11 protein-coding genes are annotated in these 17,796 nt (G+C 64.4%); 5 read left to right on the top strand and 6 right to left on the bottom strand.

Annotated elements, in window-relative coordinates; genetic code table 11:
• The first annotated feature begins 12 nt into the window (after window positions 1-12).
• From BN984_RS15250 to BN984_RS15260, 3 genes are all read left to right on the top strand, one after another.
• Window positions 13-864: a sugar phosphate isomerase/epimerase family protein gene (locus tag BN984_RS15250; RefSeq protein ID WP_008096749.1), complete on the top strand. Its 852-nt coding sequence runs from the start codon at window positions 13-15 to the stop codon at window positions 862-864.
• A 368-nt stretch (window positions 865-1,232) separates the two neighbouring features.
• The gene (locus BN984_RS15255) at window positions 1,233-3,626 is read left to right on the top strand and encodes a PGF-CTERM sorting domain-containing protein (protein ID WP_181950715.1); all 2,394 of its coding nucleotides are present in this window, start codon (window positions 1,233-1,235) and stop codon (window positions 3,624-3,626) included.
• 209 nt (window positions 3,627-3,835) lie between these two features.
• Window positions 3,836-5,497 carry a multicopper oxidase family protein gene (locus BN984_RS15260; protein ID WP_049968821.1) on the top strand — a complete coding sequence of 554 codons (1,662 nt, stop codon included), beginning with the start codon at window positions 3,836-3,838 and terminating at the stop codon, window positions 5,495-5,497.
• A 16-nt stretch (window positions 5,498-5,513) separates the two neighbouring features.
• Here the strand turns inward: BN984_RS15260 and BN984_RS15265 are convergent, their stop codons facing one another.
• Window positions 5,514-6,119 carry a YqaA family protein gene (locus BN984_RS15265; protein ID WP_004971785.1) on the bottom strand — a complete coding sequence of 202 codons (606 nt, stop codon included), beginning with the start codon at window positions 6,117-6,119 and terminating at the stop codon, window positions 5,514-5,516.
• 190 nt (window positions 6,120-6,309) lie between these two features.
• Window positions 6,310-9,333: an FAD-binding and (Fe-S)-binding domain-containing protein gene (locus BN984_RS15270; RefSeq protein ID WP_049968645.1), complete on the bottom strand. Its 3,024-nt coding sequence runs from the start codon at window positions 9,331-9,333 to the stop codon at window positions 6,310-6,312.
• A gap of 156 nt (window positions 9,334-9,489) precedes the next feature.
• Here BN984_RS15270 and BN984_RS15275 point away from each other — a divergent pair, with 156 nt between their 5' ends.
• Both BN984_RS15275 and BN984_RS15280 read left to right on the top strand, forming a co-directional pair.
• Complete coding sequence (locus BN984_RS15275) at window positions 9,490-10,371, top strand: GAF domain-containing protein (protein ID WP_049968822.1); 882 nt, start codon at window positions 9,490-9,492, stop codon at window positions 10,369-10,371.
• A 186-nt stretch (window positions 10,372-10,557) separates the two neighbouring features.
• The gene (locus BN984_RS15280) at window positions 10,558-11,322 is read left to right on the top strand and encodes an IclR family transcriptional regulator (RefSeq protein ID WP_049968646.1); all 765 of its coding nucleotides are present in this window, start codon (window positions 10,558-10,560) and stop codon (window positions 11,320-11,322) included.
• Between the two features lie 123 nt (window positions 11,323-11,445).
• On the opposite strand, the gene aceB is transcribed toward BN984_RS15280, so the two are convergent.
• The 4 genes from aceB to BN984_RS15295 all read right to left on the bottom strand — a co-directional run bounded on the left by aceB (window position 11,446) and on the right by BN984_RS15295 (window position 17,252).
• Window positions 11,446-12,756, bottom strand: a complete 1,311-nt coding sequence (gene aceB / locus BN984_RS15285; protein ID WP_008096759.1) for a malate synthase AceB — start codon at window positions 12,754-12,756, stop codon at window positions 11,446-11,448.
• A gap of 849 nt (window positions 12,757-13,605) precedes the next feature.
• The gene (locus tag BN984_RS15290; RefSeq protein WP_222114937.1) at window positions 13,606-14,067 is read right to left on the bottom strand and encodes a nucleoside deaminase; all 462 of its coding nucleotides are present in this window, start codon (window positions 14,065-14,067) and stop codon (window positions 13,606-13,608) included.
• A 60-nt stretch (window positions 14,068-14,127) separates the two neighbouring features.
• On the bottom strand, window positions 14,128-14,271 hold the full coding sequence (locus tag BN984_RS19490) for a rubrerythrin-like domain-containing protein (RefSeq protein ID WP_004971811.1): 144 nt from the start codon (window positions 14,269-14,271) through the stop codon (window positions 14,128-14,130).
• A 116-nt stretch (window positions 14,272-14,387) separates the two neighbouring features.
• Window positions 14,388-17,252, bottom strand: a complete 2,865-nt coding sequence (locus BN984_RS15295) for a bacterio-opsin activator domain-containing protein (RefSeq protein ID WP_008096763.1) — start codon at window positions 17,250-17,252, stop codon at window positions 14,388-14,390.
• Window positions 17,253-17,796: the final 544 nt, after the last annotated feature.

Raw genomic sequence — 17,796 nt, forward strand, 5'->3', positions numbered from 1 at the left:
GTACCACGACGTATGGTACAGTTAGCCTTCTCTACGAACGCGTACACGCGTTTCGACCTGCCAGAGGCGATCAGGCGAATCGCCGACCACGGCTACGACGGGGTCGAGCTACTGGCGGACGTGCCGCACGCGTTTCTCGCCGACTTCGACGAGACCGACCGCGAGCGCGTCCTGACGGCGCTGGACGAGACGGGACTCTCCGTGTCGAACATCAACGCGAACACGACTTGCGGCTACTACGACGACGCGCCGCCGTCGGCGTTCTTCGACCCGACGCTCATCTCGGCCGACGAGGAAGACCGCCGGTGGCGCATCGAGTACACGAAGGCCGCCATCGACTTCGCCGCGCTGGTCGACGCGCCCGCGGCGTGCGTCGCCAGCGGGTCGTCGCTTCCCGGGACGCCGCCGAGCGAGGCTTACGAGTACCTGCTCGAATCGCTCGACGAACTCACGGCGTACGCCGAGGACGTCGGGGTCGACCTCGGCATCGAGTTCGAACCGGAACTCCTCGTCGAGTGCACCGAGGAGGTGTTGACGCTCATCGACGACGTGGGGAGCGACGCGCTCGGCGTCAACTTCGACGTCGGCCACTCGGCCGTCTACGGCGAGGACCCCGCCGAGAGCATCCGGCAGTGCGCCGGCCACATCACCGGTATCCACCTCGAAGACATCGAGGGCGGCCGCCGCGGGAAACACTACCACCTCATCCCCGGCGAGGGCGACATCGACTTCGAGCCCGTCTTCGGCGCGCTCGATGACATCGGCTACGACGGCTTCGCGACGTTCGAACTGTACACGTACCCCGACGAACCCGACGACGCGGCCCGGCGCGCGCGAGAAGAACTGGCCGAATACGCCCGCTGAAGCGCCGCGGTTCGGCAGGAATTCGCGACGAGAAGCGCACCGAACACCGCCGCTGACGGCATCGATTCCCGCGAGCGACGTCGCGTGAGTGGCCTCGCGGTCCGCACGCTCGGAAACGGTTCTCAGATAATCGTTAACTATTTGCATGGAGCTTTCGATTCACACGCTGATTGCATGCTTTCCAGCGAGAGCGAGCTATCCCCATCCAGAGGTAGCGCGCGCACGAGACGTCAGTCTCCTGTCCGACGAGTCGAACAGACACCGCCGGCGGTCGCGTCCCGCCGAGGCGAGGCGAAGCGGCAGACCGCCGCTTCGCGCTCCGTTCGCGGAACCACTGCTCCATCGAACTCCGACCTGACCACCGCGTCATGAGACCGAGCATACCACGTCCGGGGCGGTCGACGGAACTCCGGAACGCGCTCCCGGTCGTCGCGATGGCGGTCCTCTTGGTGCTCGGCTCGCTCGGTCTGGGCGCGGCTATCGCGCCGGTCGCCGCGGACGCCCACGGCGGGACGCTCACCCGGACAGTCGATGACACGACGCTCGCACCGGGCGAGTCCACCACCGTCACGGTCGAAGTGAACGCCTCCGAACGGGGGAACTTCACCGTGGTCGAAGAGCTGAGTCCGGGCTTCGAATCGGTCGAAATCGTCGACGCCGACGGCGCGGACTTCTCTGGCGTGCGGAACGCCGACGACGAACTGTTCGCCACCTACGGCGACCGCGAGAGCGTCACGCTCGTTTACGAGGTGACCACGGCCGACGACGCGAACGCGACGACCCACGAACTCACCGGATACGGCGACTTCGGCCTCGAAGACATCCGGGCCTCGACGACCGGTGACGGTGAAATCAACGTCTCGACCGACGACGGCGCGAGCGTGGTCCGTTCGGTCGACGACGCGACCCTCGCGCCCGGCGAGTCGGCGACGGTCTGGGTCGCCGTCGAACGGGACGAGGCGGCGAACTTCACGCTCGTCGAGGAGTTCAGCCCCGCCTTCGGCTCGGTCGAAATCGTGGACGCCGACGGTGCGGACTTCTCGGGCGTCCGTGACGCCAACGACGAACTGTTCGCCACCTACGGCGACCGAAAGCTCGCCACACTCGTCTACGAGGTGACCGCGGCCGACGACGCGACGACCGGCACGGTCTACGAGCTCGACGGCTTCTCGGACGCGAACGGCTCGCAGTCGGCGACTGACGGGACCAGCGAACTCAGCGTGCAGGAGTCGAGCGATGACGACCTCGCGGCCGTCCGGTCGGTCGACGACGCGACCCTCGCGCCGGGTGAATCGACCACGGTCCGGGTCGCCTTCGACCGCGACCGGGCGACGAACTTCACGCTCGTCGAGGAGTTCAGTCCGGCGTTCGGCTCGGTCGAAATCGTCGACGCTGACGGCGCGGACTTCTCGGCCGTACGCGACGCCAACGACGAGCTGTTCGCCACCTACGGCGACCGCGAGTTGGCCACGCTCGTCTACGAGGTGACCGCCGACAACGACGCGACTGCCAGTACGGTCTACGAGTTCGACGGCTTCTCGGACGTGAACGGCTCGCAGTCGGCGACTGGCGGGACCAGCGAACTCAGCGTCCAGGCGTCGGACGACGATGACTCCGGCGCGGTTCGTTCGGTCGACGACGAGACGCTCGCCCCGGGCGAATCCACCACCGTCACGGTCGAGGTCGACCGGGACGAGGCGGCGAACTTCACGCTCATCGAGGAGTTCAATCCCGCGTTCGCGTCGGTCGAAATCGTCGACGACGACGGGGCTGACTTCTCGGGCGTGCGGAACGCTAACGACGAACTGTTCGCCACCTACGGCGACCGCGAGAGCGTCACCCTCCAGTACCGCGTGACCGCCGGTGACGACGTGGACGCCGGAACGGCCTATCAGTTCGACGGCTTCACCGACGTGAACGGCTCGGAGGTGACGACCGGCGGCACCGACGAACTCGACGTTCAGAGCGAGTCCGACGACGACAACTGGGACCTCACCCGGTCGGCCGACGACGCGACACTCGAACCCGGTGAATCGACCGTCGTCTCGGTGGAAATCACCGGCAGCGAGGCGACGAACTTCACCGTCATCGAGGAGTTCAACCCCGGATTCGCGTCGGTCGAAATCGTCGATGACGACGGGGCTGACTTCTCGGGCGTGCGGAACGCCAACGACGAGCTGTTCGCCACCTACGGTGACCGCGAGAGCGTCACCCTCCAGTACCGCGTGACCGCCGGCGAGGACATGGACGAGGACGCCTCGTACGAACTCAGCGGATTCGCGCAGTTCGACGCCGACGACAAGGAGATGAGCGTCGACGGCCTCGAATCGCTCTCTGTCGGCGCTGACGGTGACAGCGGTGACGACGGTTCCTCCGACGACGGCAGCGACGACGGAGATGACGGAGACGACAGTAACGACGGCGACGGTGGTGATGACAACGACGGCGACGACGATGGTGATGACAACGACGGCGACGACGGCGACGATGGTGATGACAACGACGGCGACGACGGCGACGATGGTGACGACAACGACGGCGACGACGGCGACGATGGCGACGGTGGTGACGACAACGACGATAGCAACGGAGACGACGACGGCGACGACTCGGACGACGGAACGACCGAGACGACGACCGCCGACCCCAACACGCCCGCGACGACCACGACTGACACGCCCGTTCCCGGGTTCGGTGTCTCGGTCGCGCTCGCCGCGCTCGTGATGGGCTCGGTCCTCCTCGCGCGCCGGCGAACGACCTAACGAGGCGACTCGTCTTCCCGCAACCTCGAACGTCCTCGAATCCCCTCCGCTCCCGCTTTCGGCTCTAACTCGGTCATTCAGAAGATTTAATATAACAACTCCCAAGTCGTAGTTCAGGGTCCATCATGACAGACTGGTCTAGGCGGCGGTTTCTACAGACAGGCGCAGCCCTCGGCATCGCCGGAACGCTCCCGCAGACGACGACGAACGTGTCCGCGGCGTCACCGGCGTTGGATAAGTTCGTGCAACCGCTTCCGGTTCCATCGGTCCGGGAACCGGACGGGCAGCGAGACGGCGCGGACGCCTACGAGATATCGGTCACCGAATTCAGCCAACAGCTCCATCCGGACCTCCCGGAGACGACGGTCTGGGGGTTCGACGGGTCGTATCCCGGCCCGACCATCGAGGCGGACGCCGGGAGTCCGGTCCACGTTCGCTTCGACAACAGCGAACTCCCGAACGACCACCTGTTCACCGTCGACGAGCGAATCGGCGGCACGACCACGGAGAACCACGCCGGCTACGACGGTCCGGTCCCGGAAGTTCGGACCGTCACCCACTTCCACGGCCTCGAAATCGACCCCGCGAACGACGGGCAGTCCGACATGTGGACCTCGCCGAGCGGGGTCGAGGGGCCGCGGTTCGACTCGGAGTGGCAGGAGCTACCGATGGAGCAGGGTCGGACGACCTCGACGTACCACGACCACACGCTGGGCATCACCCGGCTCAACGCTTACGCCGGGCTCCTCGGTCTCTACTCGATTACGACCGACGCCGAGCGGGAACTCGGCCTCCCGTCCGGCGACTACGACATCCCGCTGTTGCTGCAGGACAAGGAGTTCAACGACGACGGCTCGCTGCACTACCCCGACGAGTTCGTCTCGGCGTTCCTCGGCGACACCGCCGTCGTCAACGGGGCCGTGTGGCCGTACGTCGAGGTCGAACCGCGGCGGTACCGCTTCCGCATCCTGAACGGCGCAAACCACCGGTCGTTCGACCTCCAACTGGAGAGCGAAAGCGGGTCGGGCGCCCCGACGATGTACCAGTTCGCCCCCGGTCACGGCTTCCTCGAATCAGTCGTTCCCATCGGTCCGGGCGGCGACCTCGACTCGCTCTTGCTCACGCCCTTCGAGCGCGGCGAACTCATCGTCGACTTCTCCGACCACGCGGGCGAGACGCTCACGCTCACCAACGGGGCCAACATGGGCCCCGAGTTGACCGACCTCGTCCAGTTCCGCGTCTCGGACCCCGAGACGCCGCCTGAGGACCCGAGCCCCGACCCGACGAACCTGTCGCTTCCCGCACCGACCTCGTACGACGAGAGCGACGCGCGGGTGACCCGCGAGATGACGCTGGGTACCACGGTCGACGTGGAAAACAACCTCATCACGCACACGCTGAACGGATACGTCTTCGGCGACGAGGACGCGCCCGTCTACCCGCAACTCGGGTCGACCGAGATATGGGAACTCCAGAACGAGTCGGGCGGGAGACACCCGATTCACCTGCATCTGGTCACCTTCAGGGTCATCGGCCGCGGCCCCGACGGAACGCAACCGCCGGACCCCAACGAGCTGGGGCCGAAAGACACCGTCCGCGTCGACCCCGACGAGCGCGTGCGGATAATCGTCAAGTTCGAGGGGTACACCGGGCAGTTCCCGTGGCATTGCCACATGCTCGAACACGAGGACAACAAGATGATGATTCCGTTCGTCGTCGAGAACCCCATCGCGGACTATGCGAACGAAAGCGACATCGTGGACGCGACGGGGCTGACGGACGCGGTCGGCGACTGGCGGAACGACGACCTCGAAACCGAGGTCCTCCTCGAAGTCATCGACCAGTGGCGAAGCGGCGACGAGGTCGCCTGACTCCGGTATCGCCGAGTTACTGCACCGGTTCGGCCGAGCGGTCCGAGAACCACCGACTCCGGACGACGTACGCGACGAGGACGACCGCGGTGGCGACGCCGATGATCGAGTACACGTCGACCTCGGTGAGCGACCGGGCGGCCTCGCCGAGATAGACCGCGAGCAGCGCTTCGATGGTGTACCGACCGCCGCGGCCGAGCACCGATGCCGCCAGATACGTCCGGAGGTCGAGGTCGAACACGCCCGACCCGATAGAGAGTAGTTCGTACCCCTCGGGAATCGGCGCGAACGCCCCGAACGCGACCGTCACGAACCCGGAGCGCTCGAAGTATCGCTCGACCTTGTGAACCCGCTCGCCGGCGAACCGCGAGTCCAGCGCGCGCCGGCCACCCTTCTTCCCCATGAGGAAGCCGACCAGCCCCGCCGACACCGACCCGACGGTCGCGACGGCCGCGTACAGGAGCGCGAACTCGGGGTTCGCCGCCGACAGCGGGACGAGCACCAAGTCCGGCGGGACAGGGAGCAAAAAGAATTCCAGGAACGCCACGAGCAGCAGCCCCGGCGCGCCGAGCGAGGCGAAAAACGCGGTCGATAGTTCGACAGTCTCCAGTACGTCTAGCATCGTCGTCTCTACGCAGCCGCTACTGTCAGTAATAAGTATCGCTGTTCGTGAATCTCGACTCCGCGAGCGGAGGGCTGCGAAACGAAGAGTCGCCGCGGGTGCAAAGCGGCGGGTTCGGTGGTGGTTCGCGGGTCGCGTCAGGTCGGTTGGTTCGTGAGTCGCGTCAGGCTATCGGCTGTCGGCTATCGGGTCAGTCGAGGGCTTCGGCCATCTTCTCGATGGGGTGCGGCGGGCGGGACTCGCCGGGTCTGTCGCCGAGTTGGGAGCGACACGACGCACCGGGTGCCGTGACGACGTCGCCGGGGCTCTCGTCGACCTGACCGAACAGGATTTCGCCGATGCCCTTCGAGAGTTCGTAGTGCTCTTCTTCGTAGCCGAACGACCCGGCCATCCCGCAGCAACTGGAGTCGAGCGGGTCGACGGCGTAACCGGAGCGACGGAGGACGCCCACCGCGTGGTGGTCCTTGTTCGTCGCCTTCTGGTTGCAGTGGCCGTGGTACGTCAGCGTCTCGGCGGGGGCGTCGAAGTCGAGGTGGTCGTCGGCGCGCGCGACGTCGAGGTACTCCATGATGCCGTAGGCCGACCCCGAGACGAGTTCGACGCCCGTCCCGTCGAGGAGGTCGAGGTACTCGTCTTGGAACATCACCGCGTCGGAGGGCTCGACGAAGACGACCGACCAACCGTCGTCGATGTAGGGGCGGAGCCGCCCGACGTTGTGCTGCGCTCGGTCGCGGGCCGTGTCGAGCATCCCCATCGAGAACGCGGCGCGGCCGCTCGCTTCGAGGTCACTCGGAATCCGCACGTGGACGTTCGCGGCTTCGAGGACCTCCACGGCGGCCTTGCCGGGTTCGGGGTAGTTGTAGTTGGTGTAGGTGTCGGGGAAGAGAAGCACCTTCCCTCGGGCGTCGGCGGGCGACACGGACGACCCGCCCCGAGCCTCGAACCACTCCTCGAGCGACTCGCTGCTGAAGCTCGGAAGCTCGCGCTCGCTGGAGATACCGAGGACCTTCTCCATCACGAGTCGGCTCCCCGGAAGCTCCGCGGCGGCGTTCGAAAGCGGGGCGAGTTTGCTCCCGATTTTCGACAGGGTGTCGATGTTGCCGAACACCCGCGAGCGGAGGCTGGTGCCTTCCTTCTGGTGGTACTGGTGTTTCACCTCGGACTTCAGCTTCGCCATGTCGACGCCGGTCGGGCAGTCACTCTTACAGCCCTTACAGCCGACACAGAGGTCCAACACCTCGGTCTGGAAGCGCTCGGAGTACAGTTCGTCCTCGGGGAGTTCGCCCGAGATGGCGGCCCGAAGCATGTTCGCGCGTCCGCGAGTCGTCTGGACTTCCTCCTTCGAGGCGCGGTAAGTCGGGCACATGGTGTTCGAGTCGGTCTGCCGGCAGGTGCCACAGCCGTTACAGAGCTCGACGAGGTGCGAGAAGCCGCCCTCGTCGTCGAAGTCGATGGCGGTCTGTGGCTCGACGGACTGGTAGTCCGGGCCGTACCGGAGGTTCTCGCGCATGTCCGCGCCAACGCCGCGGTCGCCCTCCGGACCCGGGTCGGAGGGGCCGTCTCGGTAGACGACGTTCCCGGGGTTGAACATCCAGTCGGGGTCGAACGCCGTTTTCAGCTCCTTGAACGCGCCCCAGAGTTCGGGGCCGTACATCTTCGGATTGAACTCGGTTCGGGCCATCCCGTCGCCGTGCTCACCGGAGAACGCGCCGTGGTGCTCGACGACGAGGTCGGTCACGTCGTCGGTGATGGAGTGCATCTTCTCGATGCCCTCGTTCTCTTTGAGATTCAGAATCGGGCGGATGTGGAGCGTTCCCGACCCGGCGTGGGCGAAGTACGCGGCGGAGGTGCCGTGGTCTTCCAGCACCTCCTCGAACTTCTGGACGTACTCCGCGAGTTCCTCGGGTGGGACGGTCGCGTCCTCGATGAACGGGTACGGTTTCGGGTCGCCTTCGAGGCTCATCAACAGCGGAATCGCCGCCTTGCGGAGCTTCCACAGTCGGCCCTGGCTCTCTTCGGAGTAGGCTTCGAGCACGTCGAACGCCGCGCCCGAGTCGACGAAGTGGGCGTTCGTGTCGGCGACTGCGGCTTCGAAGTCGTCGACGAGTTCGTCGTCCCACTCCAGCATCAGCGCCGCTTTCGCCCCTTCGGGGATGGGTTCGGCGTACTCGGCGTAGCCCTCCGACTCGCGGGCGAGTCGGAACACCTCGTCGTCCATGAGTTCGACGGCGCTGACTGGGAATTCGAGTGCCTCCGGGACGGCCTCCATCGCGTCCACGAGGTCGTCGAAGCAGTACAGCGCGAGCGCCGTCTCGTCCGGCTTGGTAACGAGCGAGACGGTGGCCTCGACGATGACGCCGAGGGTCCCCTCCGCACCGACGAACAGCTTCGAGAGGTTGATGACCTCCTCGCCGTCGTCGTTCTCGTAGATGACCTTCTGGAGGTTATACCCCGACACCGAGCGCTTGAGCGACGGATACTTGTTCTCTATTTCCCCCTCGTGGTTCTCGACGAGTTCCCGAACCGTCCGGTAGATGTTCGCCTCTAAGTCGTCTTGGGCGAGGATGGATTCGTGCTCGTCGCTGTCGAGGACGACTTCGCGGGTGTGTACCAGCGAGCCGTCGGCCAGAATCACCTGCAACTCCTCGGTGTAGGCGTCGGTGATGCCGTAGCGGACCGAGTGCGCGCCCGTGGAGTTGTTGCCGATGCCGCCGCCGACGGTCGAGCGATTCGACGAGGCGGGGTCCGGCGCGAACTTCAGTCCATGTTCCGCGAGCGCGGCGTCGAGGTGGTCCTGGACGCACCCCGGTTGGACGGTCGCGCGCTTCGCTGACGGGTCGATATCAACGATATCGTCCATGTACTTCGTGAAGTCGATGACGACGCAGCCCCGTCCGACGGTCTGGCCGCCCAACGAGGAACCCGTTCCGCGTGGCAGAACGGGGACGCCGTGGCTCGTCGCGGTCTCGACGGCGGCGCGGACGTCGTCTACGTCCCTCGGCAAGACGACCCCCGCGGGTCGCGCCTGATAGATACTGCCGTCGGTCGCGTACAGCACCTGCGCGTACTCGTCGAACTTCACCTCTCCGTCGACGCGGGAGCGTAACTCCGTCGCCAACGCCGAATACTCCGCGGCGTCCGGCCGGTCGAGGTCTAACGTCGTCGCCGATGTCTCTCTTCCCCGAGGGGAGTCGAGCGTGTCTTCGACTGCCATCATCATTGATACACATACGCACGGATTAAATGCTCTGGTGTTGCGACACGTCTCCGCCCCCGAACGGTCCGTCGCGACCGACGTGGGGATTTATATTCACGTCCTCGGTACGTAACGACATTCATGGTCAGGTCACCGAACTGGAATCAAACTGACGTGGCACGCGCTGTCCCGACAGCATCGGAAACGGAGGTCGACCAACTACTCGCGAGCCTCCAGCGACTGACCGGTATTGGCGTGTGGTCGTACGACGTCTCGCGCGAGGAACTGTGGTGGAGCGACGAGGCAAAGCGGATACACGGCTTCGACGCGTCGGCGACGCCAACCGTCTCGGACGTCGTCGAACAGTACGCCGAAGGCGACCAAGACGAGGTGCTCGCCTACCTCGCGGACGCAATCGAACACGGCGAGTCTTTCTCCGTCGACGTGCGGTACGCGAGCGAGCGGACGACCGAGCGCTCGATACGGCTGGCCTGTGAACCGCTGGTCGAAGACGGTCGGACAGTCGACCTCCACGGCGTCGTACAGGACGTGACCGACACCAAGCGTCAGGAACAGCGCATCGAGATTCTCCGACGGACGAGCCAGGAACTTCGGAACGCGAGTTCGAAGGCGGAAGTCGCCGAGATACTCGCCGACGCGGCGAAGAACGTCCTCGGCCTCGTCAACACGACCGTTCGGCTGGTCGACGAGAACCGGAGCATGCTCCAGACTATCGAGGCGACGGAGGAGTGTCTGGAACGCGCCGGCGACCGACCGAACTACTCGGTCAGCGAGGACACGCCGGCGGCACGGACGTACCGGACGGGTGAACCGGTCATCCACGCGAACCACGAGCACACCGAAGACGACCACAGTCGGGGGGCCCTCCAGTCCGGGCTGTACGTTCCCATCGGAAGCCACGGCGTGCTCAGCGCCGGCGACGTCGTCGTCAACGCGTTCGAAGAACACGACCTCGAAGCCGCGAGTCTCCTCGGCCAACTCGGCGCGGAGGCAATCACGCGCATCGGCTGGGTGAAACGGTCGCGGGCGATTTGACGCACACTGAACGCTCTCCTCGTCACGAAGTTCGACGCTGCCAGAGGCGAACCGTGAGTTCGCGACGCGCTGTTTGTTCCCGGGGTAGTCGGATAGAAACATATCCGAATTGACAGGGCTGGCTCGCCAGTTCAGTTGATTTACATTATGGCAACAGTTATCAACCATCAACATAATAGTTGAGGTATGATTGAGAACGTGACCGGGCGACGGCTCAAGACGACCCAAGCCTCGTTGGAGATTCTCAGCCTCATTTTGGAACACGACGGCCTCACGCTCGCCGAACTGGACTCCATGGTCGACAGTTCGAAGAGCTCCATCTGCAGTCACCTCAACACGCTCTTGGAGAGCCGATACTTGGTCAAGCGCGACGGCGTGTACCACGTCAGCTTCAGGGTGGCGCTGTTGGGCGAACGCGCTCGACACCGCTATCCGAACGACGAGGTCGTCGAGCGGGTCGTCGACGAACTGGCTCGCGCGACCGACCAAGAGGCGAACTTCACGATTTTCGAACACGGTCGGCTGCTCATGTGTTACGGGTCGTCGACCGAGGAGGGGAGAGACGCGAACGGCACGCGGTACCGGTCGGAGTATCACCTGCACAACACGGCCGCGGGGAAGGCCATCCTGGCGGAACTGGACCGCGACGAGGTCGAGTCGATAATCGACTACTGGGGCCTGCCGCGGGAGTCGGAGGGCACGATTACGAACCCCAACCAACTGTTCGACGCGCTGGACGAAATCGCGACCCAGAAGTATGCCGTCGTCGACGAGGAGTTCGCGCCGAACCTCATCGCCATCGGTGCGCCGGTCCACGACGGTGACGGGCGCATCGTCGGCGGGCTCAGCGTCGGCGGACCGAAGTATCAGGTGGACATGACGCGACTCGAACGCGAGTTCGCCGACAAGCTACTGAACGCCGTCGAGTCGCTGGAATCGACGCTCGCGTGACCGACACCGTCTCGCGGATCTCACGGGGTACCGAAGCTTTCGCTCGCGGTCGAGTCGGACGTCGCGCGAAAAGGACAGACGCGGTTGGTTGGACTTGTCTGGGTGGCTGACTGACCGGGTGCGTTAGTCGTCTGTCCCGACTGCCATCGCGCGCTCGACGATGTCGGTGCCGTACATCTCTTCGAGCGCGTCGTGTTGGTCCGGGCGGTGCTCGTACACGTCTTGGAACAGGGCGACGGGCGTCATCGCGGCCTGATAGGTCGCCTCGTCCCACATGCGGTCCTTGGCGATGTCGACTTCGACGCCGTCGATGACGAGCGTCGTCGCTTGCGTCATCGCAATCGCGCCCTTGCCGGCTTCCTTGGCCGCCTCGAACTCCTCCATGGAGTCGACGATGTCGTCCATGCTCGGGACGTAGGTGGTCAGGTCGAGGAGCTCCTCGTGGAGTTCCTCGCCGTCGAGTTCCTGTTCTTCGCCGTCGACGCGGAGCACGTAGCTGTCGTCGCCGACCTGTTCGAGCGAGAGTTCGTCGCCGTCGTACACCTCGGCCCCGTCCTCGGACGCGAGTTCGATTTCGTCGTCGTCGAGTTCGAGGAGCCAACTGCCGGTCTTCGGCGGCAGGGGTGCCTCGTTGGCGGTGACGACCTGTCCGGGCGTGAGCGCCCAGATGCCCGTCATCCCCATGGCGCGGTTCTCGACCATGCGCTCGCGGTAGCCTTCGACGTCGCGGATGTCGTCGTACGGGCCGTCGACGGCGATGCAGTTGGCGGCGCTCGCGCCGCGGGAGGTGTTGTGTCGCAGTTCGGCCCACGCCGGAAGCTCGCCGGTCGGCGTCATGGCGCGCATGTCCTTCGTGTAGTCGACCTGCCCGTCGACGAGGAGGAACAGCCGTTCGAGGTTGTTGGACGGCTTACCCTTCTCCGCGCGGAGGTCGCTCATCGCGAGTTCGGCTTCACCGCTCTCGATGATGACCGACATCGACAGGCTTCCCTCTTCGAGGCCGTGTTCGTTCTCGATGATGGTGAAGAACTCGTCGGCCTTCTTCCAGTCGTCGAGGTCGCCGACCTCGGGGATGACGAAGCCGTCGATGTGCTCGACCGCACCGTTTTCTGGGTCGGTGATTTCGAGCATCTGCTTGAAGCCCTCGTAGCGAGTCGAGGGGTCGTCGCGGTGCCACACGACGCGGGGGTGAATCTCGCCGGGGAAGTCGGCTCCGTGCTCGGAGACGACCTCGACGAGGTTCTGGACGCCCTCGGCCCGCATCGACGGCGCGGTGGCGTCTTCGTTGTCCGGAATCCAGGTGTCGGGGGCCTGCATCCCCCGCAGTTGTGCCGCGCTCTGCAACATCTTCGCCGAGTTCTCGCCGCCGACCGCCGTCGGCGAGGTGAAGAACGTACGTACGAACTCTCGTTCGTAGTTTCTGTCGCTACTCATATCGACAGTGGAAACGTCTCTTCCGAAACATATTAAATATTTAGACTCGCCCAATCGGAGGCTTGCGATTCGACGGTCGCCGGCGGTTCAGATATCGGAAGTCATCTCGCTGACCGAGGTCGGCGAACGTCTCCACCGATGGAGAGATGCTCCGGATATCACTAACTTACATTATGTAAATGACTGCAATGTCATGTGTTCACATTATACAGATATGTGGAATTAAATCGGTTTGTGTTACAGGCATAGCTCTGTAATTCTAGTTGGGGGTCACCCACAACAACACGCGACGTTCGGATTATGTAAATGAGCTCGCCGCCTCTCGGTTCTCACGGTCCTCTCGATATCGGAAATTCGTGAGCGTCGACCGTCGTCCGACAGCGCCCCGAAGTCCTTTCGTGTTCGACTCGGTTCGACGAGTTCGGATGGACACCGTGGTCAGTTATATCAGATGGTAATAATAGTTTGAATACTGGTATTTACTTGGTGGCTCTCTTTTCACTCATTACGTCCTGTTGTGTAGTTATTTATGAACGTCACCCGAGAAAAATTTTGCATTCTCTTGTTGATTTCGTTTAGAAATTCTAAGATAGGTGAGTTTGTATCGGTTCAGGTGGGCGGAGGTGTTCCTGAGAGATATCTACACTCCCGCGTTATACGCGGCTTACCGCTGGTATTGATGGAATATGTATTGGCACCTTCATCTCAGCGACCGACAAATAAATTAGTATTAAGAACATTCGATAAAATCATCTAATAACTGATAATTCTGGTTCGCCGCAATCGCGGCGTCCGCGCGTGGCTGCAGCGCCGTTCGGCCGCGGCCGGCCGGGGCTTTCGAGCCGTCGGTTACCACTCGTACGCTCGGTGAATCTGCCGGGCTTCCTCGTTCAGCACCGGGCCGACTACCTCGGTGACGCCGTCGAGAATCGCCGCCGACCGGACGCCGGGGCTCGAACCCGTGAACTCTCCGATTTCGTCGCCGCTGACGCCGTACACGACGCGCGCGAAGCCGGCGGTCGCCATCCCGCCGGCGCACATCGGGCAGGGCTCCGTGCTGGTGTACATCACCGTCTCCGCCCGCTCGTCGGGGTCGTACTCTCGGCATGCCCGATAGGCGAGCTGTAACTCGGGGTGCCGACGAATGTCAGACTCCGTCACGATGCGGTTCGAGTCGCGCATGACGACCTCGTCGTCGCGGACGAGGACGGAGCCGAACGGTTCGTCGCCGCGGGCGGCGGCCTCGCGGGCGAGTTCGAAACTCTCGCGCATGTGCGCCTCGTGGTCGAAGTCGTCGAGGTGAGTCGTCACGTCGCCTACGGTCTCCACGCCGAGCGGCTTAAATCGAACGACGACCGTGCCCTCGCGCGGTTACTCAATTGCCGTCCGTCGGTTGCGCATCGCTCCTCCGCAGTCCGGGCAGCGTAGCGGGTTGTGTTCGGTGAGGACGATACCGCCACACTCGAAGCATTCGTACGTTCCTTCCTCGCCGGGGGTGGATTCGACATCTCTCATGGTTCGCGAGCGCCGGTCGTGTCCCGGACGCTCTGCCCATGCGTAATAGGTGTACAAGGGAATATGAGGTAGTTACACACCAAACCAGTCGAGGGAATACCGGCTAGATAACGAACCTACCCGCCTCTTCCGGTGGCGGAACCGGAGTGCTCGTCGAACAGCGTCGCGAACAGTTTCCGCTGGACGGTCCGCACGTGTTTGTAGAACGCCGGCGGGGAGATACCGAGTGTCGCGGCGACGTCTTCGCCCGTGTTCTCCCGTGGCGATTCGAAGTAGCCGCTGTAGTAGGCCGTCTGGAGCACCTCGAGCTGTCGCTCTGTCAGCTTGTCGAGGAACCGCGAGAAGAGGTCGCGCTCGGTCGAGCGGTCGAGCGTCTGTTTGGTGCGGAGTTCGACGCCGGCGAACGCTTCGTCGACGAGGTGCGTGACGTTCCGAACGTCGATGCTCTCGGGGACGTCGACGACGAGCGTCGTCTCCTCGGGGGTCGCTCGCACCTCGCCGAGGACGGCACCGTGGTCCGCAAGCTCCGGTGCGAGAAACGGCTGGGTCAAGCGTAGGCGCAGGACGCCGGCGTCCCCGTCGGTGCTTATCCGTCGTACGTCGGCGACGGCGACCAGTTCGTCGGCCGCGGCCGCGACGGATTCGACCGCCCCGTCTTCGACGGTGACGAACACGTAGTTTCCTTCGGCGGACTGTTGGACCCCTCCACGGTAGGTGAGCGTGCACCCCGCGTCGCGGGCGAGTCGCGAGAGGACGAACGTGGGGTCGTCGACGGCGAACCCGACGCGGGTGACGGCCGTGGTGAGCAGTGCGTTCTTCCGTTCGAGGGCGCTCAGCGCCGACGCGATGGTCTCGCCGAGTTCGGCCAAGACGGCGGTCGCCGTCTCGTCGAAGGCGTCGTGCGTCGTCGCGTACACCGTCAACACGCCGTGCGAGAGGTCGTTATAGACGAGCGGGATGCTGAGCACCGACAGGTAGTCTCGGGTGAGCGCGCCCTTCCGCCAGGGTTCGTCCCGGAAACCGGACGCGACGTTGGGAACGGTAGTCACCTCTCCGGTCGCCGCCGTGCGTCCCGCCGGTTCGACCGACGACGCCGCGACTTCGAACGTCGTGCTGTCGAGATAGCCCCGTTCGTCGCCGGCCCACGCGCGGGGCTCGACAGTCTCGCCGATGGGGTCGACGGAACCGACCCACGCGAACGCGAACCGGTCGGCGGCGGTCAGTAGCTCGCAGACGGTGTAGTCTATCTCTTCGCGCGTCTGGGCTCCGACGAGCGCTTGGTCGATTTCGCGGATGGTCTCGTTGATTCGGTTTAGCTCGGTGAGCCGGTCGTTCTGTCGCTGGAGCGTCCGGTCTTGTTCGCGGAGTCGGGATTCGCGCGTGACGCGGTCGAGCGCCGCCTCGGCGGTCACCGCGAGCAGGTCGGTCAGTTCCCGCGCCACCGCGTCGAAGGCTCCGACCTCGGTCGAGCCGGCGACGAACACGCCGTGGTCTCCGAGTGGGACGTACGCGACGCTCCGGAGACCGGTCACGGAGTTCTCCAACCGGTCGGCCTCGTGCACGTCGTCGAAGTACAGCGCACTGTCCTCGACGAAACTGTGGCTCGGGAGCGTCTCCCCGTCCGCGGGCACTGTCGGGAGCGGGCCGTGGGCCTCGCGCATCGCCGGCGAGTACGCCGCCGGTCTGAGCGCGTTGGCGTCAGCGTCGAAGAGGTAGACGGCGCTCGCATCGAGCGCGAGCACGCCGGGCGTATCGTCGACGACGCGCTGGGCGATTTGTCGGTGAGTCCCCGTGTAGAGGAACTCGCGAGCCGTCTCGTGGAGCGTCGTCAGCGCGTCCTCGCGCTGCTTGCGCTTCGTGATGTCGCGGCAACTGAAAAGCAGCGTTCCGTCCCGAATCGAGACCTCACGGACGTTGACGAGAAGGGTGTGCTCGCGGCCGGCCTTGTCGGTCACCGTACTCTCGATGTTTTTCAGGACGCCGCGCTCCGCGAGTTCGTCGCGGTCGAAGAGGTCCTCCCCCAGCAGTTCGTCGATGGGGACCCGTTCGCGCAACTCGTCTGCGGTGTAGCCGAAGATGAAGTGGACGTTTGGACAGACGTAGGTGTAGGCCCCCGACTCGTCGGTGATGAGGACCGTATCGGTCATGTTGTTGAGCGTGACGCGGTGGAGTTCCTCGGAGCGGCGGAGGTCTCGTTCGAGGGACACCCGCGCTGTGATGTCGATACCCTCGACCACGACCGACGCGACCTCCCCACGCTCGTCGGTCACGGGGCGGACCGATAGCTCGACGATGCGTCGTCTTCCGGTCTCCGACGGCTGTGGGACCACCGCGTTCCCGGCCGTCCCTCCGAGCGCGTCCTCGACGAGCCGTCGCACGTCGTCGCTCGTCGGGTCGTCTCCGTTCGACCACCACGGGAGTGACCAGAAGGCCCCGCCGACGAGCGGGTCGACGGGCGCGTCGAGGAACTCCCGCGCCGTCCGGTTCGCCCGAGTCAGCGACCCCTCTCCGTCGAGCACCCACGTCGCCGTCCGTTCGTCGTCGAACATCGCGTCGAACTGCCTGGCGCGTTCGCGCTCGCCGGCCGACTGTCGCGCCGACCGGAGCGCCCGTCCGGTCCGCGCGAGGAGTGTTTCGACGTCCGGCGAGTCTGCGTCAAGCGCGACGTAGTCAGTCGCGCCCGCACCGAGGACCTCGCTAGCGAGGACGTCGCTCCCGCCGTCCGCGGCGACGACCACTGGAAGGGTCGCGACCGTCGAGCGAACGTCTGTGAGGAGGTCGACGACGGTCGCGTCCGCGAGGTCGGCGTCGACGACGACGCAGTCGACCTCGTCCGCTTCGACTGCGCGGAGTGCCGCCGCCTTCGTCTCGGCTTTCAGTACGGTGACGCCGGGTCGCGAATCGAGTCCCTCGGCGAACCGCGTCACCCAGTCGCTCTCGCCGACGACCAGCACGCTGCCAGAATCGGAGACACCGGACATGGCTAGAGACCAAACCCCCGTTGACAAAGGCGTTCGCTATCTTACCATCGCAACCTTGAGTAATTTAGATACCCTCGATTTTCCAAGTTCATCAGATTATGTGGATATTTTGAATATTCTAGATTTGTCAGGGAATGTGGGTTCTTCCAACTACGCAGGTTGTCCGCGGTCGCTCTCTCCTGTGCACCACGTGGAGTAGCCGAGTTGCTCAAACTATGTGTGTGTCTTCGACTATTCAACTAATCCAGATAATTTAGATTTCTCACACGTTGTCACCACCGCACGTTACCGACCTCACAGAGATTCTACGCGAGATGTGGATTATTCAGATAACCACGAGAATCTAAGCGACCCACACGACTCGGGTTCGGTGCATATGTGGATAACTGGAACTACGCGGGTAGCCTCGATAACGACGACTTTTCCACTAGCTGGAGCTCTCAGTACTGCGGTTACGGTGCTCTTTTGACCGTGTCTCTCCGTCGGATACAAGTGAGACAGCCCGTCTTCGACCGCTCCGAGGGTCGAACCAGACACAGTAAAT

Origin of the sequence: Haloferax prahovense (assembly GCF_000723845.1) — an archaeon.
Classification (GTDB): domain Archaea; phylum Halobacteriota; class Halobacteria; order Halobacteriales; family Haloferacaceae; genus Haloferax; species Haloferax prahovense.